A 21381-nucleotide genomic window follows, 5' to 3' on the forward strand; every position below is an offset into this window, starting at 1 on the left:
AAAAATACCACACAATATGAAATGTGTATTAGTAACAGGCGGCTCAAGAGGAATTGGAAGCGCTATTTGTAAAAAATTAGCCGTTGAATCTAATTATCATATTCTGATTAATTATCATTCAAACAAAACCGCTGCCGAAGAAACACTTCAGGAAATACAAAAATTAGGTGCAACCGGAGAAATTTTAGGCTTTGATGTTTCAAATTTCGAAGAGGTACAAAATACTTTAACACAATGGCAGGAAGCAAATCCGGAAGCCATTGTAGAAGCGATTGTTAACAATGCCGGAATTACAAAAGACGGTCTTTTTATGTGGATGACTCCCGAAGACTGGAACGGCGTTCTAAACACAAGTGTAAACGGGTTTTTTAATGTAACGCAGTTTTTTATTCAAAAAATGCTGCGCAATAAATACGGCCGAATCGTAAATATGGTTTCGGTTTCCGGAGTAAAAGGAACTGCCGGGCAAGCCAATTATTCGGCTGCAAAAGGTGCCATAGTGGCCGCTACAAAAGCTTTGGCCCAGGAAGTGGCAAAACGCAATATTACAGTAAATGCCGTGGCACCGGGATTCATTAGAACCGATATGACCAGCCAGCTGGACGAAAAAGAATTACTAAAACTAATTCCTGTTAATCGTTTTGGGGAAGCCGAAGAGGTAGCTGATCTGGTAAGCTTTTTGATTTCAAAAAAATCGAGTTATATTACCGGAGAAATTATCAATATAAACGGAGGAATATATTCTTAAAGCCCAAACAAACAGAAACATAGATTTTCACAATGACGGCTCTGTTTCTAAGGGTTTAAAAACAATTACACCTAACGGTTAAAAAATTACTTTGAAAGATGATGAATAAGAGAGTTGTAATTACTGGAATGGGAATTTATTCTTGTATCGGAACTTCTTTAGATGAAGTAAAAGATTCATTATATCAGGGAAAATCTGGTATTCAGTTTGATTCTGAAAGAAAAGAATTTGGTTTTCAGTCGGCTTTGACCGGAATGGTGCCAAAAGCGGATTTAAAAAATTTACTGACCCGCAGACAGCGTATGAGCATTGGCGAAGAAACCGAATATGCTTATATGGCAACAATCGAAGCTTTGAAAAATGCAGGAATCGACGATGCTTTTTTTGATACTCGCGAAGTAGGCATTATGTATGGAAACGACAGTGTTTCTAAAGCTATTATTGATGCTACAGATATTGTACGCGAAAAAAAAGACACAGCCTTAATTGGTTCCGGAGCGATTTTCAAATCGATGAATTCTACGGTTACCATGAACCTTTCGACGATTTTTAAACTTCGAGGTATCAACTTAACTGTAAGTGCAGCCTGTGCAAGTGGTTCTCATTCTATCGGACTGGCTTATTTTTTAATAAAAAGCGGTTTTCAGGATATTATTATCACCGGAGGAGCACAGGAAATAAATAAGTATGCTATGAGCAGTTTTGACGGATTGGGTGTTTTTTCTAACAGAGAAATCGATCCTGAAAAAGCCTCAAGACCTTTTGATTCCGGTCGCGACGGATTAATTCCAAGCGGCGGAGGTGCGACTTTAATTCTCGAAAGCTACGAGTCGGCCATTGCGAGAGGCGCCAATATTATTGCCGAAGTTTCCGGTTACGGATTTTCATCAAACGGCGGTCATATTTCGACCCCAAATGTCGAAGGACCGGCAACAGCCATGAGAAGAGCCCTGGAAGAAGCCAATTTACAAGCATCAGACATTGAATATATAAATGCTCACGCTACCTCAACACCTGTTGGCGATGCAAACGAAGCCAAGGCTATTTTTGAAGTTTTTGGAGAAAAAAATCCCTATATAAGTTCAACAAAATCAATGACAGGCCATGAGTGCTGGATGGCCGGAGCCAGCGAAATCATTTATTCGATCATCATGATGCAGCACGATTTTATCGCGCCAAACATCAATTTAGAAAATCCGGACGAAGATGCTTCAAAATTAAATTTAGTTAAAACTACGTTAAACAAAAAATTTGACATATTTTTGTCCAATTCTTTCGGTTTCGGAGGAACCAACTCTGCGTTGGTGGTTAAAAAGTTTAAATTGAACGATGAATAAAGAAGAGATTATAGCAAAAATTAATGGTTTTTTAGTTGATGAATTTGAAGTAGACAATGACGACATTGAACCAAATGCTAATTTAAAAGATACACTTGGGTTAGACAGTCTGGATTATGTTGATTTGGTAGTTTCAATAGAGGCAAACTTTGGTGTAAAACTGGTAGAAGCAGATTTTGTTGGAATTTCTGATTTTCAAAGTTTCTATGACCTTATCGAAACTAAACTAAAAGCCAAATCAGCTTAATGAATCAATGGGATGGCAAATCAAAAGGAACTGTTTTAGGTTATAGGATATTCGTTTTTTTGATACGAAAAGCGGGTCTTAAATCTGCTTATGTTTTACTTTATTTTGTTGCCTCTTACTATTTTCTTTTCCTGAAAAAAAGTAACGGATCTATTTTCTATTATTTTAAAGAAAGGCTTCAGTATTCTTACTTTAAATCTAAAAAAATGGTTTTCAAAAGTTACTACACTTTTGGGCAGACCATTATTGATAAGGTTTCTATTTCGGCCGGAATGCGAAACAAATTCACTTACGAATTTGATGGAATCGAAACACTTAAAAAATTATTAGCCGAGAAAAAAGGCGGTGTTCTAATTAGCGCACATGTTGGTAATTTTGAAATTGCCGAACATTTTTTGGGAGATATTGATCTTAATTTCCAAATCAATCTTGTTACGACAGATTTAGAACATTCTGCAATTAAGAATTATCTCGAAAGTGTTTCTCAAAAACATACCGTAAAATTTATTATCATAAAAGAAGATCTCTCTCATATTTTTGAGATTAATGCCGCTTTGGCCAATAACGAATTAATCTGCTTTACGGGCGACCGCTATTTTGAAGGAACAAAATCGCTTTCTGAAACCCTTTTGGGCAAAGAAGCCCATTTTCCAGCTGGTCCGTTTTTAATTGCTTCAAGATTAAAAGTACCAGTCGTTTTTGTTTATGTAATGAAAGAGCCAAACCTGCATTACCATTTATACGCAAGAGAAGCCGAAGTAAAACACCGCGACGAAAAAGCACTTTTGAAAGAATATGTAAAAAGTGTAGAAAGCATTTTGAATCGTTATCCACTACAATGGTTCAATTATTTTGATTTTTGGAATGACATAAAATCTTAATTTTTATTAGCACAATCATTTATCACTGCAGTATTTTAAATAATTGGTAATCCCGATAGCTATTGGGAGCGGCTAACAAAGAGACCCTTCGTCGAAATAAGAAAATTCGTTTAAATAAATTTACTTACTTTTGCTGACGATCAAAGTCAAAATCTAATGAAAAATGTTCTCGTAATTTATTATTCTCAGTCTGGACAGCTGGAATCTATTGCAGAAAATATTGCAAAACCGTTTCTAAATTCGGAGGAAATAAATCTCACTTTTCACGAAATACAACTGGAAAAACCATTCCCTTTTCCGTGGAATAAGGAAGCATTTTTTGATGCTTTCCCTGAATCTTTTTTACAGATTCCAACCGCATTAAAACCTGTTCCCGAAGCAATCCTGAATACAAAATTCGACCTGATCCTTTTTCATTATCAAGTGTGGTATTTATCACCTTCGATTCCTATTAATTCATTTTTAAAAAGCTGGGAAGGAAAAAAAATACTCCATAATACACCTGTAATTACCATAAGCGGTTCGAGAAACATGTGGATTATGGCACAGGAAAAAATCAAAGTTTTACTTAAAGAAGCCAATGCAAAACTTGTTGGAAATGTCGCATTAGTAGACCGTGTTGGCAACTTAATCAGCGTTATAACCATTGTAGAATGGATGTTCTCCGGAGTTAAAAAAAAGTATCTTGGTATTTTTCCTTTACCTGGAGTTTCAGATAAAGATATTCAGGAATCTTCAAAGTTTGGAGAAGTAATGTTGTCTGAGTTTAATGCAGATAATTTAGATAATTTACAGTCAAAATTAGCCAAAATCGAGGCCGTAAAGATCAGTTCGTATTTAGTAACTGTTGACAAAACTGCCAATAAAATTTTCAATAAATGGTCAAACATCATTTATAAAAATCAAAAAAAACGAAAATTGCTTCTAAAAGTATTTAATGTTTATTTATTCCTGGCGATTTGGTTAATCTCACCAATAGTGTATATATTGCACCTTATTTTATATCCGTTTAAGTTAAAAATCATAAAAAAAGAAACTCAATATTATCAGGGAGTTTAGAAGACGTATTTAGATTATGTTTGAAGTATATATTACAAAAGCTGCAAAATATTTGCCAAATGAAGCTGTTTCTAATGACGAAATGGAAGCCTATTTAGGTCTTATCAATGATACTGCTTCAAAAGCAAGACGCATTATTTTGCGCAACAACAAAATTACAAGCCGATACTACGCTGTTGATAAAGAAGGAAAAAGCACTCACAGTAATGCAGAATTAACGAGAAATGCAATTTTGCCGTTATTCGACGAAAATTTTACGCCTCAGGATTTAGAAGTACTTTCATGCGGAACCTCAACTCCGGACATATTTCTGCCTTCGCATGCTGCGATGGTTCATGGTTTATTAAAAAACAAATCGGTAGAATTAAACTCTTCAACCGGAGTTTGCTGTGCCGGAATGAACTCATTAAAATTTGGTTTTCTTTCAGTAAGATCCGGAAATTCAAACAATGCAATCTGCACAGGATCAGAAAAAGTTTCGACCTGGCTGAATGCACAAAAATACAATCACGAGGCTGACAATTTAAAAAGCCTGGAAGAACAACCTATTATTGCTTTCAAAAAAGATTTCCTTCGCTGGATGTTATCTGATGGTGCAGGAGCTTTTCTTTTAGAAAACAAACCAAGAGGCCCAATATCTCTTAAAATAGAATGGATGGAAGCTTTTTCGTATGCTTACGAATTAGAAACCTGCATGTACGCCGGAGGTGATAAATTAGAAAACGGAGAAATTAAAGGCTGGAGCGATTATTCTCCGGAACAATGGCTGAATGAATCTGTTTTCTCTATTAAACAAGATGTTAAATTATTAGACGAATTTATCCTGTCTAAAGGTGCAGAAAGCATGAAAGACGCAATGGATAAAAACAATATAAAATCTGAAGATATTCAATATTTCATTCCTCACGTTTCTTCAAACTTTTTTGTTGAAGGATTGAAAAAAGGATTAACAGAAAAAGGAATCGGAATGAGTGATGAAAAATGGTTCATGAATCTTTCCAGAGTTGGAAATGTGGGTTCTGCCTCTATTTATTTGGCTCTTGAAGAATTAATGAATTCAGGAAATTTGAAAAAAGGAGATCATATCCTTTTATCTGTTCCGGAAAGCGGAAGATTTTCTTTTGCGTATGCGTATTTAACTGTTTGCTAATGGACGTTGTACTTTTAGAAAAAGAAGCTGTCGAAAATTTATTACCTCAAAAGTTTCCTTTTGTAATGGTAGACAGCATGCTTTCTTATAGTGAGACATCATTAGTTTCTGGTTTTAATATTAAAAGCGACAATATATTTTTTGACAATAATACTTTTTTAGAAGCTGGTTTAATCGAACATATGGCACAATCTGTGGCATTGCACACTGGTTATCAGTTTTTTCTAAAAAATGAAATTGCACCAACAGGTTACATCGGATCTATTAAAGAAATTGAAATTAAAAAACTACCAGAATTAAACGATATCATTCAATCTGAAGTTACCATTTTGCAGGAATTTGCAGGAATTACTCTGGTTGATATTGTGACGACTTTAAATAATGAAGAAATTGCCAGAGGACAAATGAAAACCGTTCTGGCAAAATAAAATCAATAATGAAAACCTCTTCTGCTGTTGACATACAAAATTATTTACCACACCGGGCACCAATGCTTATGGTGGATTTGATTTTGAATATTGATTCTCAATTTGTCGAAACAGTTTTTGAAATCAAACAAGACAATATTTTTGTACAAAACAATGTTTTTATAGAGGCAGGTTTAATCGAAAACACAGCACAAACTTGTTCATCTATTGTTGGAAAAAAGTATTTTTTTGAAGAAGACGGAACAGAAAATGAAAACGTAAATGTAATTGGATTTATCAGCGCTTTAAAAAATGTAAAAATTCACGCGCTTCCAAAAGCCGGTGATACTATAATTACCAAAGCCAATTTGGTTTCAAAATTCGTTGGCGACGATTACACTTTATGTACGATGAGCTGTAAAAGCTTACTTGGAGAACAAATACTCTTAGAATGCGAAATTAACTTGTTTATTCAAAAGACAGTTTCTGTTTCGTAGCAATTCCACTTGAAAATAAAACTAGGTAATGGAAAAAGACAAAGTACCTCAGGATCAAAGTAATTTAACGAAAAACAACGTTAAAGAACTTTTGTACGCAACAGATGAAAATGGCAATTACACCACAACCTTAAGCACAGGTTGGGAACCAAAAACAATTGCACTTTCCAATTCTATTGACGAAATAAACGAAAGAATCGCCGATGCTAAACAACAAGTTTTAAATGGCGAAGTAAGTCCGATTGTGTATTTTATGGAAATCAACAAAATGGATCTTACGATTTTATCAAGCTACGTAGGATTCTGGAAATGGCGCGTAAAAAGACATTTCAAACCAAGTGTTTTTGCGAAACTAAACGATAAGATCTTAAAAAAATATGCCGATACTTTCGAAGTATCAGTCGATGAATTAAAAAACAGCATTACCAAATAATGGAATTAAATTTCACACATCATCAGTCTGCTCATTGCGAGAATGGAGTAGCGTCAAATCTGCTAAAAAACAGCGGATTAAACATCAGCGAACCGATGGTTTTTGGTATTGGCTCTGGGTTGTTTTTTGTATATCTCCCTTTTATAAAAGTCAATTATGCGCCAGCAATTAGTTACAGAACTTTGCCTGGTCAGATTTTTAATAAAGTGGCAACCCGTTTAAATTTAAAAATAAAAAGACAAAAATTTTCTTCTGTATCAAATGCAACTAAAGCTTTAGACGAAAATTTAAAAAATAATATTCCAACCGGATTACAAGTTGGCGTGTACAATTTAAGTTATTTTCCAGACGAATATCGTTTTCATTTCAACGCACACAATTTAGTTGTTTACGGAAAAACCGAAACCGATTATTTAGTGAGCGATCCTGTTATGGAAACCGTTACAACGCTAACGCACGAAGAATTAAATAAAGTTCGTTTTGCCAAAGGTGCTTTTGCACCACGCGGTCAAATGTATTATCCGATTCAGATTCCTGCAAATGTCGATTTAAAAAGCGCCATCATTAAAGGAATTAAAAATACATGTCGAGATATGCTGGCGCCAATGCCAATTGTTGGTGTTCGTGGAATCAAATTTGTTTCGAAGCAAATTAGAAAATGGCCGATAAAACACGGAACTAAAAAAGCCAATCATTACTTGGCGCAAATGGTTCGTATGCAGGAAGAAATTGGAACTGGAGGCGGAGGTTTCCGTTTTATTTATGCCGCATTTTTACAAGAAGCTTCGGTTATTTTGGGTAATGAAGAACTGAAAGAACTTTCTAAAGAAATGACAAAAATTGGCGATTCATGGCGTGATTTTGCTGTAGAAGCTTCACGTATTTATAAAAACAGAAGTGCCAAAGAAGACGCTTACAACGCTATTGCCGATGAACTTTTGGACATTGCCAATAGAGAAGAAATCTTTTTCAAAAAACTAAAAAAAGCCATCAGCTAAGATATTTTGCAGTCTATCATTCAAATAGAATCCCTTTCGAAAAAGTACAAAAATGCAGAAATGTATTCTTTGAACAACGTTTCGCTAAACATAAATGAAGGTCAGATTTTTGGTCTATTAGGTCCAAACGGTGCTGGAAAAACCACTTTGATTTCAATGCTTTGCGGATTGGTAAAACCAACTTCGGGACATTTTACTATTGATGGTTTGGATTATCAGCATCATGCTTCAAAAATTAAAAAAATTATAGGCGTTGTTCCTCAAGAATATGCACTATATCCGACTTTGACGGCAAGAGAAAATCTGCATTATTTTGGAAGTATGTACGGTTTAAAAGGTTCTGATTTGAAAGATAAAGTAATCGAAGCTTTGGATCTTTTGGGTTTATTGAAATTTGCCGATAAACAAGTTCAGACTTTTTCTGGTGGAATGAAACGCCGTGTAAACCTAATTGCAGGAATTCTTCATAAACCAAAAGTTTTGTTTTTGGATGAACCAACTGTTGGTGTCGATGTGCATTCTAAAACTGCTATCATCGATTATTTAAAAGTTTTAAACCAAAACGGGACAACTATTATTTATACGTCGCATCATTTGGCTGAAGCCGAAGATTTCTGTACGCAGATTGCAATTTTAGATCAAGGACAGATTTACGCACAAGATACTCCGTCGGCATTAATTGAAGCTACAAAAGATGCCCGAAATCTCGAAGATGTTTTTATTTCATTAACCGGAAAAGCACTAAGAGATGGTATATAAAATTTGGATGTCAGTTGTAAAAGAATTTCTTTTATTGAGAAGAGATTTAGGCGGATTAATCATTTTATTTATCATGCCTTTGGTTTTGGTTATTACGGTAACCTTAATTCAGGACAGTACTTTTAAAGCTGTAACCGATTCAAAAATTCAGATTCTTATTGTTGATAACGACAAAGGATCTGTTTCGAAAACCGTTTTTGAAAATTTAGAAAAAAGCAATTTGTTTACTGTTGTAACACAAATTGACAACAAACCTATAACGGAAGAAATTGCCAAAGAAAATGTTCATAAAGGAAAATTTCAATTGGCGATTGTAATTCCGGAAAATTTAAGTGCTGATTTACAAGCAAAAGTAGATCAGAATGTAGAGAAAATCGTCAGCAGTTTAGGTTTGACAGACAGTACTGCAACTGCAAAACCTCACCGTGTTATTAAAGAAAAAGAAGTGAAATTGTATTTTGACCCAGCGGTTCAAATGAGTTTCAAAAATGCGGTGATGAGTTCGATTGACAAAATGATTTCGCAAATTGAAACCAAATCGATTTACAAAACTTTCGAGAATCAGTTGGGGGTTGAAACTGCCAATTTTGAACAGAAAAGTTTCATCTCTTTCAAAGAAATAATTCCGACAATCAATAACAAAGAAGTTCGTCCAAATTCGACACAACATAACGTTCCGGCTTGGACACTTTTTGCGATATTTTTTATTGTAATTCCGTTATCGATTAATATTGTAAAAGAAAAATCGCAGGGAACTTTTGTTCGATTGAGAACAAATCCTGTTTCTAATTTGGTTGTGATTATTGGAAAAACCATCACCTACTCGATCATTTGTATGATTCAGTTTTATATGATGGTTGCCGTTGCGGTATTTTTATTTCCGTCCATCGGATTACCTCCTTTAAACATCGAAGGACATTTATTGATGATGAGTGTCGTAGCTTTATTTTCTGGTTTCGCAGCCATCGGTTTTGGAATTTTATTAGGAACCGTGGCAAGTACGCAAGAACAATCTGCTCCGTTTGGTGCAACAAGTGTGATTATTTTAGCTGCTGTAGGCGGTGTTTGGGTTCCCGTTTTTGCCATGCCGAAAATTATGCAGTTTATCGCTAAATCTTCGCCAATGAACTGGGGATTAGAAGCTTTTTATGATGTTTTACTTCGAAGCGTCTCTTTCCTGGAAATCATACCAGAAATAAGTTTATTATTTTTGTTTTTCATTATTACAACTTGCATCGCATTATTTTATGATAAAAAGAAAAGAGCAGTTTAACGAGGCTGCAGACTTGACCGTTTCACACGAAATCAGAATTCGTTTTAACGAAACAGATCCGCTTGGAATTGTTTGGCATGGAAACTACATAACCTATTTCGAAGATGGACGCGAAGCATTCGGGCGTAAACATGGTCTTACTTATCTGGATATTGCAGCAACCGGTTACACAACCCCAATTGTAAAATCGACCTGCGAACATAAATTGTCTTTGCGTTATGGCGATGTGGTAACGATAGAAACAACAGTTGTAGACACACCAGCCGCCAAAATGATTTATCGTTTTAAAATTATTGATGATAAAGGAGAAATTGCCTGTACCGGAGAAACCGTTCAGGTTTTTTTAGATAAAGATGGAAATTTAATGCTGACAAATCCTCCTTTTTATGAGGAATGGAAACGAAAAGTTGGGTTGTTGAAATAGCACGTTTTCCTGCAAGGTTTTCAAAACCTTGTAGGTATAATTTCTAGACAAACCAGTAAAACAAAATCAAAGAGACCTACAAGGTTTTAAAAACCTTGCAGGAGAAGAAAATGAAAATTGAAAATGATAAGAGAAATATATATTACAGAAACGAATTGTATCACGCCTTTAGGTTTTGATGTTCCTTCGAATATAGAAGCGATCCTTCGCGGCGATTCTGGAATTCAGCTTCACAGCAATATTTCTTTAATGCCGAATTCATTTTATGCTTCTATTATCAGCGATGAAAAAATAAACAGTGCTTTTGCCAAAATCAGCACTGAAACCAAATATTCCCGTTTAGAAAAAATGATGATTTTGGCTTTAGAGCCGATTATTAAAAATTCTAAAATCGAATTAAATCCAAAAACCGCATTTATACTTTCTACCACAAAAGGAAATGTAACGTCTTTAAAAGACAATTCTGAAGAAAGTTTCAACAACGCTCATTTAGATGTTTTGGCAAAAAACGTTGCCGATTTCTTCGGATTCCAAACACAGCCAATCGTAGTTTCTAATGCTTGTGTTTCCGGAATTTTAGCCGTTTCTGTTGCTAAAAGAATGATTCAGTCAGAGCTTTATGATAATGTTTTTGTCGTGGCAGGCGACGAAGTTTCAGAATTTGTTTTGTCTGGTTTTAATGCATTTCAAGCGATGAGCGAACTGCCTTGCAAACCGTATTCTAAAAACAGAACAGGCGTAAGTTTAGGCGAAGCAGCTGCTGCCGTTTTAGTTTCGGCGAATCCGGCAACCGCGAAAATAAAAGTCATTGGAGACAGTTCGATAAACGATGCCAATCATATTTCCGGACCATCAAGAACAGGCGAAGGTTTGTTTAGAAGTATTCAGAATGCTTTGAAAGAAGCGCAGATTGACGCCAACAAATTAGATTATATTTCAGCACACGGAACCGCAACTCCTTATAACGACGAAATGGAAGCGATTGCTTTAAATCGTTTGGATTTACAGAATGTTCCAGTAAATAGTTTAAAAGGATTTTACGGTCACACTTTAGGCGCTTCGGGATTATTAGAAACGGTAATTGCAATAGAAACTGCCAATCAAAATAAACTTTTTGAATCAAAAGGTTTTGATGAAATTGGAGTTAGTGAAACTGTAAATGTTATTGAAAAAAATGAAGAAAAGAAGATTGATTATTTCCTGAAGACAGCTTCTGGATTTGGAGGTTGTAATACGGCTGTGGTTTTTGAGAAAATAAAATGAGACGTTTAAAAAACTTAAATTATAAAAAAAGTATTGAAAAAAATAAACTGATCTATTCTGAAGATTGGTTTGATAAATTCGATACCATTTCTATTTACATGTTTTATAGCGTTCTATTTTTGATGCCTTTTTTAGTTTATTTTAATCCACATCGTGATTATTCAAAAACTGGAATTGAATTTTATTTGCTTTTTATTTTTAGTTTTTATGCTTTATATACAATTTATAGAAAGGCAACAGAAAAACTACTCACAAAAATTGTAAGTAAGTATGATGTCGAAAAAAACAGAATTCTTATTAATGAATATTGCAAAAAAAATGGATTTGAAAAATATAGAGATGCAAAAAATATTATAGTTTATAATAATCTAAATTATCTCGCTATTAATCCGAGATTTCAAACAAGCAGAATATTTATTCTAGATAAAAATGATATTTATTTGACGATGATAAAAGAAAATCAAAAAATGAATATTCCAGTTCTTTTTTCGCAAATAAGCTTAAAAAGAGATATTAAAAATTTGTGTCAATAAGGTTAATGAAACTATCAAAATTCATATTTATAACTCTAGTTCTTCTTTCATCTTTTGGATGTAAAAAGAAAGTAGTTCCTGAATCTGATTTTGAAAAAGAGGTTTTGAATAGTGTCTTTGTCGAAATTGTAGATTCTATTTATATGGATAGGAGAATTGTAACTCCACCGCCAATGCCAAGGAGAGATTTTAAAACTAATAAAGAAGATACAATTGGATATGATGCTAAACTAAAAAAATACGAGCATTTTCAGGATAGTATAAAAAAAGATACAACGAGAATATTAATTGGTGTTTATGATTATGTCGTTAATAACAAAATCAGAAATGAAAAGTTTGATTTAACACCTTTTAAAAACAATAAAAAATTTAATTTTCAATATACATCTAAATTTCCTAATGAATTAATTTGGATAGTACACGATTATAATAGTGGAATGCCTGTTGGCACAATTGAAATTTCCAATATTAGGTTTAATAAAGACAAAACCTCAGGAATTATCGAAGCAACTGCTTCTTGCGGGGGCGGAAAATGTGGAAGAGGATTTGAAATTAAAATTGAAAATAAATCGGGAGAATGGCATATCATAAAAGTTTTTCAAACCTGGGTTTCTTAAATTAAAAAAATGACTCAAAAAACCAACATACAATCCTACATCAAAATTGAAAACAACGAAATTGTTCTCAACGGAACTTCTGTATTCAAAATTGAACCGACAGATTTTGCCGATTTTGCCAAACAAGCCTATCGTAATTTTGAAATGCAGTATCCAAAGTTTTTCAAAATGGACACTTTAAGCAAGTTGGCTTTTTTGGGTTCAGAATTGCTTTTGAGTCCTATTACCTCAACGGAAGAGGAAAATAATATCGCTTTGGTTTTGGCGAATAAATCGTCGAGTTTAGATACCGATGTAAAATATCAGGAATCCATTTCTGACAAAGAAAACTATTATCCGAGTCCGGCGGTCTTTGTTTATACGCTTCCAAATATCTGTTTGGGCGAAATAAGTATCCGTCATCAGCTGAAAAGTGAAAATTCTTTCTTTATATTTGATGCTTTTAACACCGAATTTATGTCGAATTATTCGAATATTCTTTTGAATACCAATAAGGCAGATACGGTTTTATGCGGCTGGGTAGAATTTTTCAATGACAATTATAAAGCTTTTCTTTGCACTATAAACGCAGACGAAAACACCGAATATAAAAACGAAACAATCAATACATTATACAATAAATAATCATGGAAGCATTAAAAGAAGAATTAAAAAATAAAATCATAACGACTTTGAACCTTGAAGATATCGCAGTTGAAGACATTGCTGATAACGATCCTTTGTTTGGAGACGGTTTAGGTTTAGACTCGATTGATGCACTTGAATTGATCGTGATATTAGATAAAGATTACGGAATTAAATTAGTTGATCCGAAAGAAGGAAAAACAATTTTCCAATCTATCGAAACGATGGCGGCGTATATTAGTGCTAACAGAACTAAATAAATTTTAGATTTCAGACTTTAGATTTTAGATTTCTTAAACCGAAATATTAAAATCTAATTCAGATACTACATCAACTTTATCAAAGTTTTAAACTTTGACAAAGTTCAAGAAAATCTAAAATCATAAATCTAAAATCTAAAATGACAAGAGGTGTTGCAATAACGGGAATGGGAATTATTTCTGCGATTGGTAATTCGGTTGAGGAAAACTATATTTCTTTGATCGAAAACAAAATCGGTGTTTCTCGCATTCAGAATATTTCGACTGTTCATGCAGATGTTATCAAAGTTGGTGAAATCAAAAAAACCAATGAAGATCTTGTGTCTGAACTGAAATTAAACGAGGATAATAATTTCTCAAGAACCGCTATGATTGGTACTTTGGCAGCAAAACAGGCTGTCGAAAATGCCGGCATTACCGCTATCAATGAATTTAGAACCGGGCTTATCTCTGCTACCAGTGTGGGCGGCATGGATATGACGGAAAGACATTATTACGATTATTTCGAAAAACCGGAATTAATAAAATACATTACCTGTCACGACGGAGGTGATGTTGCCGAAAAAATTGCCGAAGAATTAGGTTTAAAAGGAATGGTTACGACGATTAGTACTGCTTGTTCCTCTGCAGCCAATTCTATTATGTTGGGCGCAAGATTAATCAAAACCGGAAAATTAGATCGTGTAATTGTAGGCGGTGCTGATGCTTTGGCAAAATTTACCATCAACGGGTTTAAGACTTTGATGATTTTATCTGACGATTATAACAAACCTTTCGATAATAATAGAAAAGGATTAAATCTTGGAGAAGCTGCCGCATTTTTGGTTTTAGAATCGGATGAAGTTGTAGCAAAACAAAACAAAAAAGTATTGGCAAGAGTTTCAGGTTACGGAAATGCAAATGACGCTTTTCACCAAACTGCTTCTTCAGAAAACGGAGACGGCGCTTTTCTGGCAATGAAAAAAGCCTTTGAAATTTCGGGTTTAAAACCTTCTGAAATTGATTATATCAACGTTCACGGAACCGCAACGCCAAATAACGATTTATCTGAAGGAAGAGCTTTAAAACGTATTTACGAAAACGAAAAAGTTCCTGATTTCAGTTCTACAAAACCTTTTACTGGTCACACTTTGGCAGCAGCAGCAGCGATTGAAGCGGTTTACAGTGTTTTGGCAATTCAGAATAATGTGGTGTATCCGAATTTGAATTTTGAAACTCAAATGGAAGAATTTGATTTGACGCCGCAAACTTCTCTAAAAAATAAAAACATCGAACACGTTTTATCCAACTCTTTTGGATTTGGAGGAAATTGTTCAACCCTTATATTTTCAAAAAGCTAATGAAAAAAACATATATAAATGGAGTAGGCTGTATTTCGACTCAAAAAACATTTGATACTGTTTTTTTGGAAGAAGCTGTTGTAAACCATGACGAAAATGTACTGGCGATTGTTCCGCCGGCATACAAAGAATACATTTCTCCCGCTGCCAGTCGAAGAATGGCAAAAGGTGTAAAAAACGGAATCGTTGCTTCGGCTTTGGCCATGAAAGATGCCAATGTTGAGAATGTTGATGCCATTATTACCGGAACGGGTTTAGGATGTATCGAAGATTCTGAAAAATTCCTAAAAAGTATTTTAGATAATAAAGAAGAGTTTCTTACTCCGACTTCTTTTATTCAATCAACTCATAATACCGTTGGTGCGCAAATTGCACTTTTACAGCAATGTAAAGGGTATAATTTTACGTATGTAAACGGTGCAGTTTCTTTTGAATCGGCACTTTTGGATGCTAAAATGCAGATTGAAGAAGATGAAGCGAATTCAATTTTAGTTGGTGGTGTCGACGAAAATGGAGATTATACAACTGCTCTTTTCAAACTAAACGGACGTATTAAAGCAGATAATACCGCACCTTATGATGTTTTAACTTCTAAAACTAGCGGTGCCGTTTATGGAGAAGGCGCTAGTTTTTTTGTTTTAGAAAATGAAAAAAAAGACAATACTTACGCCGAACTTTTGGATGTTGCTATTGTTAATGCTTTAGAAGAAAATGAAGTTGAAGCTTCAATTGTATCTTTTCTAAAATCAAATAATTTAGAGATTTCAGATATCGATGCTTTGGTTTTAGGTTTTGATGGAAATGCAGATTTCGAAAATTATTACAGAAATCTTGCTGAAAAATCGTTTGCTCAAACTCCTGTTTTGTATTACAAACATTTAAGCGGTGAATACGATACAGCTTCGGCATTTGCTTTTTGGATGGCTTCAAAAATTTTAAAAACACAGGAAATTCCAGAAATTATAAAAGTAAACTCGGTTACAAAATCAGCTTACAAAACTATTTTATTGTACAATCAATTAAGCGGAAAAAATCATAGTTTTACGTTACTTTCAAAATGATAACGCATAAAAACATCTCGATATTTTTTATCTTTTTATTGCTTTTATTGTTTCTTCTGAATCTTTATATCGCAATAAGTATATGGTGTTTTTTGGCTGTAATTTTTATTTGGATTGGAATAAATGCATTCGGTTCGGCCCGGATTTCTTCCAATTATCATATAAAAACGTTTTGCAGTAATCCGTTAGAAACTGAGAAAAAAATTGCCCTGACTTTTGACGACGGCCCAAGCATTTATACTTTGGAAGTTTTAAATCTTCTTAAAAAATACAATGCAAAAGCGACTTTCTTCTGCATTGGAAAAAATATCGAACAACATCCTGAAATTCTCCAAAAAGTGATTGATGAAGGTCATTTGCTTGGAAATCATTCCTATTCGCATTCTAAGTTTTTTGATTTTTATAATGCAAAAAAAATAACCGAAGAACTTCGCAAAACAGATGAGCTTCTGGAAAAATTTACTTCCAAAAAAATCAACTTCTTTCGTCCACCTTATGGAGTTACAACACCTTCAATTCGAAGAGCTTTAAAAGTTACCCAACATAAAACAATTGGCTGGAATATTCGTTCTCTTGACGGAGGAACTACAAATGTGGAATTGATTTTGAGTCGAATTAAAAAACGTGTTTCTCCCGGCGGAATTGTACTTTTGCATGATACAGGAACACATTCTGTTTTTGTCTTGGAACAGTTTTTGCAATTTTTACAGCAAAATAATTATCAAGTCGTTTCGATTGAAGAGCTTTTGAATTTTAAAGCTTATGGAAATTGAACGCGGATGAAACGGATTCGCTTATGCGAAGACGCGGATAAAAACGGATTTTTTAAATAATAATCTGTGTGAATCACTTTATCCCGATAGCTATCGGGAGTGGCAAAAAAATTTAAAACATGAAAACTAAAATAGCAATACTAATTCTTTTTATTTCAGGCAGTTTGTTTGCTCAGGAACAAAAAATGACTGCTGTAGAAATAGCTCAATTTAAAGAAGATGTAAATGTGGTCGCGAAAAAAATCAAAACCTTAAGTACAGATTTTGTGCAGTATAAACATTTGGATTTTTTGTCGAAAGACATCGAAACTTCTGGAAAAATGGTTTTTAAAGAACCTTCACTCCTTCAATGGCAATATAAAAAACCATACAATTACAGCATTACTTTCAAAAACGGAAAAATCCTGATTAACGACGAAGGAAAGAAAAGCGCCGTTGATATTGGCGACAGTAAAATCTTTGCTCGAATCAATAAATTAATAGTTGGAAGTGTGAGCGGAAATATGTTTGACGATAAAGAATTTACGATTTCTTATTTTAAACTAAAAGGTCAGAATCTGGCGAAATTTATTCCCAAAGATGCTACGCTGAAAAAATACATCAAACAAATCGAACTGACTTTTGATAAAGAAGAAGCAACTGTGGTTCAGGTAAAACTTTTAGAATCATCTGAAGATTATACCCGAATTGTACTCAAAAATAAAGTGATCAATGCAAAAATCGACGATTCAGTTTTTACTAATTAATTGCTTTCTGGCAGTTTTTTTAATTTCTTGTGGTTCGGTCACAAAAAATTATACACCAAAGAAATTAGACAAAACGTCTTATACTGTTCCTTATTTTGCAGATTCCAAAACCGATTATGTTTACAAAACCAATATCAGCGTTTACGGAAATGAATTATCGGGAATTTTTATCGCCAAAAAAATAAACGACACCACACACCGAATTGTTTTTACAACCGAATTTGGAAATAAATTAATGGATTTTGAAATTTCTGAAAGTGATTTTAAAGTCAACTCGATTGTATCAGAATTAGATAGAAAAATATTTATCAACACCTTAAAAAAAGATTTTCGATTACTTCTTAAAAAAGAATATCTAATTGAGGAACAATTTGAAAATGAATCGGCAGACATTTATAAATCAGCAGATGGCAGACGCGCTAATTATATTTTTATCTCAAAGAAAGATCAAAAATTAGAAAAGATCGTTCATGCCTCTAAAACAAAAGAAAAATTTACACTGATTTTCAATTCAGAAAACAATATTTTTGCCGAGAAGATTCAGATCATTCACCAGAATATAAAGCTTAAAATTGAGCTAAATTATTTTAAATCAGAATAGAAATTTAAACTAACCATAAAATTAAACTAATCAAGATATGAAAAAAATAGCCTTAATTGCATTTGTTTTATGTATAGGTCTTGCAAAATCGCAGGCGCAGGTAAAAGTTAATCCCGGACTTAGAGGCGGTATAAATTTTTCGACATTAACCAATATTGATGATAATAGAGCAAAAACTGATTTTTATGTCGGCGGATTGGTGAATATTAAATTTAATAAATATTTTTCGTTACAGCCTGAGGTAACCTATTCAAGACAAGGCGATGAAGGAAGAGAATATCTTGGAAACGGTTATAGTTATCGTTATATAAATTATGAATTAAACTACTTAACACTTGGAGCGGTTGCAAAATTTAATATTGGCGGTAAAGGTTTTCACATTTTAGGAGGTCCGTCTTTAGATTTTAAAATTTCTGATAACTATATCAACACTAAACCTGAAAATTTTGATCTTGCTATTGTTGGAGGTGTTGGATATTCACTGCCAAACGGATTAACGTTTGAAGCCAGAATTAAACAAGGATTAGTTGATATTTATGGTTACGACGGTATTGATTATGATGATAACGATTATTATTATAATGATGTTATTTTAAATCAGGTTTTCCAAATTGGTATCAGTTATACTTTTAAAGTAAAATAATGAAGAAACTAATTCTACTCGCTTTTGTTTTATTTATTGGATTTTTTTCATCAAATGCTCAAGTAACTTTCAGACCAGGACTACGAGGTGGATTAGGACTTTCTAATTTGGGAGGTCATGGCGATTTTAAACCTGATTTTTATGTTGGAGCTTTTGGGCAGATAAACTTAACGAAAAGATATTCGCTTCAGCCTGAAGTTACTTACAGCCGTCAAGGAGCAAATAATTGGGAACAGAAACAGGTATATTTTAATAATGATACTTACGAATCTTATAAAATAAGTACATATAAGGATATAAATATCGATTACTTGTCGGTTGCCATGATAAATAAATTCTCGTTTAAAACAGGATTTTTATTAGAATTTGGTCCAACACTTGATTTCATAGTAAATACAAATTTACCATATTCTAATCATGATGTCGATCTTGGATGGGTTTCCGGAGTTGGTTATAAACTGCCTTCAGGCCTTTTGATCGAAGCTCGATTTAAAGCCAATATCATCAATAATTACGACAGTATTAATGACGGATATAATTATGATGAAAATCAATACAGTCCAAGTATAACATTTCAATTAGGAGTTTCTTACACTTTTGGTGGGAAATAAAAAAATAAAAATATGGTTTTAAAAGACTTTTACAAAGTACTTTCAGAAGAGAAAACAGGCGATGCTAAATATAATTTTCGTATATTAGTTAATGCCAATCATGAGGTTTTTAAAGGTCATTTTCCTGGAAACCCAATCATGCCGGGCGTTTGCATGATTCAGATTATTAAAGAATTAACAGAAAAAATTACAGAAAGTTCTCTAATGATACAATCTTTGTCTAACGTAAAATTCATGGCATTGATAAATCCGGAAATCAATCCGGAACTTCTTTTAGAACTTGACATTGTAACCACAGAAGATGATTTGGTAAAGGTGAAAAACACCACATATTTTAACGAAACCACAGCTTTGAAATTAAGCAATGTGTATAAAAAAATATAATTATGAAATTACTCATATCATTACTTCTATGGATCAATTTTGCCAATACTCCGGATTTGGCATCGATCCGAAAAATGTATCCTGATGTTGCAAAATCAGAAACCAATGCGAAAGAATTTACAGATAAACTTTCGGGAGTTTCAAACAACGACGAGAAAATCCTTGTAGCGTATAAAGCGGCTTCAATTTTAGTAGATTCTAAATTTGAGAAAAAAATAGGCGAAAAAATCGAACGTTTTAAAGAAGGTGCAAAACTTCTTGAGGCAACTATAAAAAGTGACCCAAGTAATATCGAAATGAGAATGATCAGACTGAGTATTCAGGAAGATGTTCCGGGTATTACGGGTTATAAAAAAAACATTAAAGAAGATAAAAAATTCATTACCTCTTATTATGCAGCCCAGAGCGGTGCTTTAAAAGAATATCTAAAAGAATTTGTTTTACAATCTAAAAGCTTCTCCGAAAAAGAGAAACAGTTTGTAAAGTAAGCCCACGAAAAATTCCAAATGAAACCTATTTTATCAAGGCAGGAACTGCTTAGTTCTATTTCGTTTTGTGTTATTGTGCCTACCTACAATAACCATAAAACATTGAAAAGAGTGCTCGATTCTATTTTAGATTTCACTTCAGATATTATTATTGTCAACGACGGTTCTACAGATGAAACGCCTGAGATTTTAAAACAATATTCGCAGCTTACCCAAATTCACCATCCTAAAAACTTAGGCAAAGGAAGGGCGCTGCGAAATGGTTTTAGAAAAGCCATCGAGCAAAATTTTGAGTACGCCGTTACAATAGATTCTGACGGCCAGCATTTCCCATCAGATATTCCGGTTTTTCTGGAAGAAATACACAATCAGCCCAATTCGCTTTTAATTGGAAGCCGAAACATGACGCAGGAAAATGTACCGCGAAAAAGCAGCTTTGGAAACAAATTCTCTAACTTTTGGTTTAAGTTCGAAACCGGAATCAAACTCGAAGACACTCAATCCGGTTTTAGATTGTATCCGTTAAAATTAATTCCGAAACGATTTTGCACCAATAAATTTGAGTTCGAAATTGAAGTAATCGTGCGTTCTGCCTGGAAAGGGATTCCGGTAAAAAATGTTCCGGTTCAGGTTTTGTATGATCCGGCTGAAAGAGTTTCGCATTTTCGCCCGTTTCAAGATTTTACCCGAATCAGTATTTTGAATACAGTTTTGGTAACCAATGCTTTGCTTTACATAAAGCCGAGAGATTTTTTTAGAAGAGCAAAAAAAAAAGGTTTTAAAAGATTCTTTCTAGAAGATATTTTAGAAAGCAACGATTCTAATTTTAAAAAATCTGCCGCAATTGCTTTAGGTATTTTTATCGGACTTTCGCCTTTTTGGGGATTTCAAACCGTACTCCTTTTTACTTTTGCCGCTTTGTTCAGACTCAACAAAGTCATTGCTTACCTTACGTCAAACGTAAGTTTTCCGCCTTTTATTCCGTTTATTATTTATGCTTCGCTTCAAGTCGGCAGTGTTTTTGTTTCCAGTAATGCGCCACTGGTTTTAGACAGTTCGATTACACTCGACGATATTCAAAAAAATGCAACGCAATATATCGTAGGAAGTCTTATTTTAGCATCCGTTTCTGCACTAACCGTTGGCTTGATAAGTTATTTACTTTTAACGGCTTTTAGTTCTAAAAACGAAACAAATATTTAAGTTATGTTTTCTACTAATTTC

The 21381-nt window shown here is 33.8% G+C and carries 28 protein-coding genes; all 28 read left to right on the plus strand.

All coding sequences use genetic code 11. From position 1 onward, the window contains the following. Positions 1–16 precede the first annotated feature (16 nt). Positions 17–748: a flexirubin biosynthesis SDR family reductase FlxB gene (gene flxB / locus OZP11_RS14200; RefSeq protein ID WP_281231211.1), complete on the plus strand. Its 732-nt coding sequence runs from the start codon at positions 17–19 to the stop codon at positions 746–748. Positions 749–849: 101 nt separating this feature from the next. Then, positions 850–2085, plus strand: a complete 1236-nt coding sequence (locus OZP11_RS14205; protein ID WP_281235531.1) for a beta-ketoacyl-[acyl-carrier-protein] synthase family protein — start codon at positions 850–852, stop codon at positions 2083–2085. Continuing rightward, complete coding sequence (locus tag OZP11_RS14210; RefSeq protein WP_281231212.1) at positions 2078–2332, plus strand: acyl carrier protein; 255 nt, start codon at positions 2078–2080, stop codon at positions 2330–2332. The genes OZP11_RS14205 and OZP11_RS14210 overlap by 8 nt, the downstream gene beginning before the upstream one ends. Then, positions 2332–3213, plus strand: coding sequence for a lysophospholipid acyltransferase family protein (locus OZP11_RS14215; protein WP_281231213.1), 882 nt, complete (start codon positions 2332–2334; stop codon positions 3211–3213). Before OZP11_RS14210 ends, OZP11_RS14215 begins: the two co-directional genes overlap by 1 nt. 156 nt (positions 3214–3369) lie before the next feature. Beyond that, positions 3370–4272 carry an NADPH-dependent FMN reductase family protein gene (locus OZP11_RS14220; RefSeq protein ID WP_281231214.1) on the plus strand — a complete coding sequence of 301 codons (903 nt, stop codon included), beginning with the start codon at positions 3370–3372 and terminating at the stop codon, positions 4270–4272. A 16-nt stretch (positions 4273–4288) separates the two neighbouring features. Beyond that, positions 4289–5422, plus strand: coding sequence for a dialkylresorcinol biosynthesis protein DarB (gene darB, locus OZP11_RS14225; protein WP_281231215.1), 1134 nt, complete (start codon positions 4289–4291; stop codon positions 5420–5422). Next, complete coding sequence (locus OZP11_RS14230; protein WP_281231216.1) at positions 5422–5850, plus strand: hotdog family protein; 429 nt, start codon at positions 5422–5424, stop codon at positions 5848–5850. The genes darB and OZP11_RS14230 overlap by 1 nt, the downstream gene beginning before the upstream one ends. An 8-nt stretch (positions 5851–5858) precedes the next feature. Continuing rightward, positions 5859–6326, plus strand: coding sequence for a hotdog family protein (locus tag OZP11_RS14235; RefSeq protein WP_281231217.1), 468 nt, complete (start codon positions 5859–5861; stop codon positions 6324–6326). Between the two features lie 28 nt (positions 6327–6354). After that, positions 6355–6759 carry a flexirubin biosynthesis protein DarG gene (gene DarG, locus OZP11_RS14240; RefSeq protein WP_281231218.1) on the plus strand — a complete coding sequence of 135 codons (405 nt, stop codon included), beginning with the start codon at positions 6355–6357 and terminating at the stop codon, positions 6757–6759. Further along, a complete protein-coding gene (gene darH / locus OZP11_RS14245) occupies positions 6759–7757 on the plus strand; it encodes a BtrH-related acyltransferase DarH (protein WP_281231219.1) in 999 nt (332 codons plus the stop codon). Before DarG ends, darH begins: the two co-directional genes overlap by 1 nt. Before the next feature lie 60 nt (positions 7758–7817). Next, positions 7818–8516, plus strand: coding sequence for an ABC transporter ATP-binding protein (locus OZP11_RS14250; RefSeq protein ID WP_281231220.1), 699 nt, complete (start codon positions 7818–7820; stop codon positions 8514–8516). A 7-nt stretch (positions 8517–8523) separates the two neighbouring features. Next, on the plus strand, positions 8524–9789 hold the full coding sequence (locus tag OZP11_RS14255; protein WP_281231221.1) for an ABC transporter permease: 1266 nt from the start codon (positions 8524–8526) through the stop codon (positions 9787–9789). Next, positions 9764–10213 carry an acyl-CoA thioesterase gene (locus OZP11_RS14260; protein ID WP_281231222.1) on the plus strand — a complete coding sequence of 150 codons (450 nt, stop codon included), beginning with the start codon at positions 9764–9766 and terminating at the stop codon, positions 10211–10213. Before OZP11_RS14255 ends, OZP11_RS14260 begins: the two co-directional genes overlap by 26 nt. Positions 10214–10336: 123 nt before the next feature. Beyond that, positions 10337–11476 (plus strand): beta-ketoacyl synthase N-terminal-like domain-containing protein, encoded by a 1140-nt coding sequence (locus tag OZP11_RS14265; RefSeq protein ID WP_281231223.1) that lies wholly within the window; start codon positions 10337–10339, stop codon positions 11474–11476. Beyond that, entirely contained in the window at positions 11473–12009 is a 537-nt protein-coding gene (locus tag OZP11_RS14270) for a hypothetical protein (protein ID WP_281231224.1), read from the plus strand. Before OZP11_RS14265 ends, OZP11_RS14270 begins: the two co-directional genes overlap by 4 nt. Positions 12010–12014: 5 nt before the next feature. Next, a complete protein-coding gene (locus tag OZP11_RS14275) occupies positions 12015–12626 on the plus strand; it encodes a hypothetical protein (protein ID WP_281231225.1) in 612 nt (203 codons plus the stop codon). A gap of 9 nt (positions 12627–12635) precedes the next feature. Beyond that, the gene (locus OZP11_RS14280; protein WP_281231226.1) at positions 12636–13250 is read left to right on the plus strand and encodes a beta-ketoacyl-[acyl-carrier-protein] synthase family protein; all 615 of its coding nucleotides are present in this window, start codon (positions 12636–12638) and stop codon (positions 13248–13250) included. A 2-nt stretch (positions 13251–13252) separates the two neighbouring features. Then, on the plus strand, positions 13253–13510 hold the full coding sequence (locus OZP11_RS14285) for a phosphopantetheine-binding protein (RefSeq protein ID WP_068841663.1): 258 nt from the start codon (positions 13253–13255) through the stop codon (positions 13508–13510). Between the two features lie 140 nt (positions 13511–13650). Then, positions 13651–14850: a beta-ketoacyl-[acyl-carrier-protein] synthase family protein gene (locus tag OZP11_RS14290; RefSeq protein WP_281231227.1), complete on the plus strand. Its 1200-nt coding sequence runs from the start codon at positions 13651–13653 to the stop codon at positions 14848–14850. After that, a complete protein-coding gene (locus OZP11_RS14295) occupies positions 14850–15911 on the plus strand; it encodes a beta-ketoacyl synthase N-terminal-like domain-containing protein (protein ID WP_281231228.1) in 1062 nt (353 codons plus the stop codon). Before OZP11_RS14290 ends, OZP11_RS14295 begins: the two co-directional genes overlap by 1 nt. 92 nt (positions 15912–16003) lie before the next feature. After that, positions 16004–16684 carry a polysaccharide deacetylase family protein gene (locus tag OZP11_RS14300; protein ID WP_281231229.1) on the plus strand — a complete coding sequence of 227 codons (681 nt, stop codon included), beginning with the start codon at positions 16004–16006 and terminating at the stop codon, positions 16682–16684. 119 nt (positions 16685–16803) lie between these two features. Further along, positions 16804–17430 (plus strand): flexirubin biosynthesis/transport protein LolA2, encoded by a 627-nt coding sequence (lolA2, locus tag OZP11_RS14305; protein ID WP_281231230.1) that lies wholly within the window; start codon positions 16804–16806, stop codon positions 17428–17430. Then, positions 17396–18031 (plus strand): flexirubin biosynthesis protein LolB2, encoded by a 636-nt coding sequence (lolB2, locus tag OZP11_RS14310; RefSeq protein WP_281231231.1) that lies wholly within the window; start codon positions 17396–17398, stop codon positions 18029–18031. The genes lolA2 and lolB2 overlap by 35 nt, the downstream gene beginning before the upstream one ends. Before the next feature lie 37 nt (positions 18032–18068). Beyond that, positions 18069–18674, plus strand: a complete 606-nt coding sequence (locus tag OZP11_RS14315; RefSeq protein ID WP_281231232.1) for a porin family protein — start codon at positions 18069–18071, stop codon at positions 18672–18674. Continuing rightward, positions 18674–19285: an outer membrane beta-barrel protein gene (locus tag OZP11_RS14320; protein ID WP_281231233.1), complete on the plus strand. Its 612-nt coding sequence runs from the start codon at positions 18674–18676 to the stop codon at positions 19283–19285. The genes OZP11_RS14315 and OZP11_RS14320 overlap by 1 nt, the downstream gene beginning before the upstream one ends. 12 nt (positions 19286–19297) lie before the next feature. Next, positions 19298–19669 carry an ApeI family dehydratase gene (locus OZP11_RS14325; RefSeq protein WP_281231234.1) on the plus strand — a complete coding sequence of 124 codons (372 nt, stop codon included), beginning with the start codon at positions 19298–19300 and terminating at the stop codon, positions 19667–19669. Positions 19670–19671: 2 nt separating this feature from the next. Continuing rightward, positions 19672–20157 (plus strand): hypothetical protein, encoded by a 486-nt coding sequence (locus OZP11_RS14330; RefSeq protein WP_281231235.1) that lies wholly within the window; start codon positions 19672–19674, stop codon positions 20155–20157. 18 nt (positions 20158–20175) lie between these two features. Further along, the gene (locus tag OZP11_RS14335) at positions 20176–21360 is read left to right on the plus strand and encodes a DUF2062 domain-containing protein (RefSeq protein ID WP_281231236.1); all 1185 of its coding nucleotides are present in this window, start codon (positions 20176–20178) and stop codon (positions 21358–21360) included. Positions 21361–21381 lie beyond the last annotated feature (21 nt).

Origin of the sequence: Flavobacterium gelatinilyticum (genome assembly GCF_027111295.1) — a bacterium.
Lineage (GTDB): Bacteria > Bacteroidota > Bacteroidia > Flavobacteriales > Flavobacteriaceae > Flavobacterium > Flavobacterium gelatinilyticum.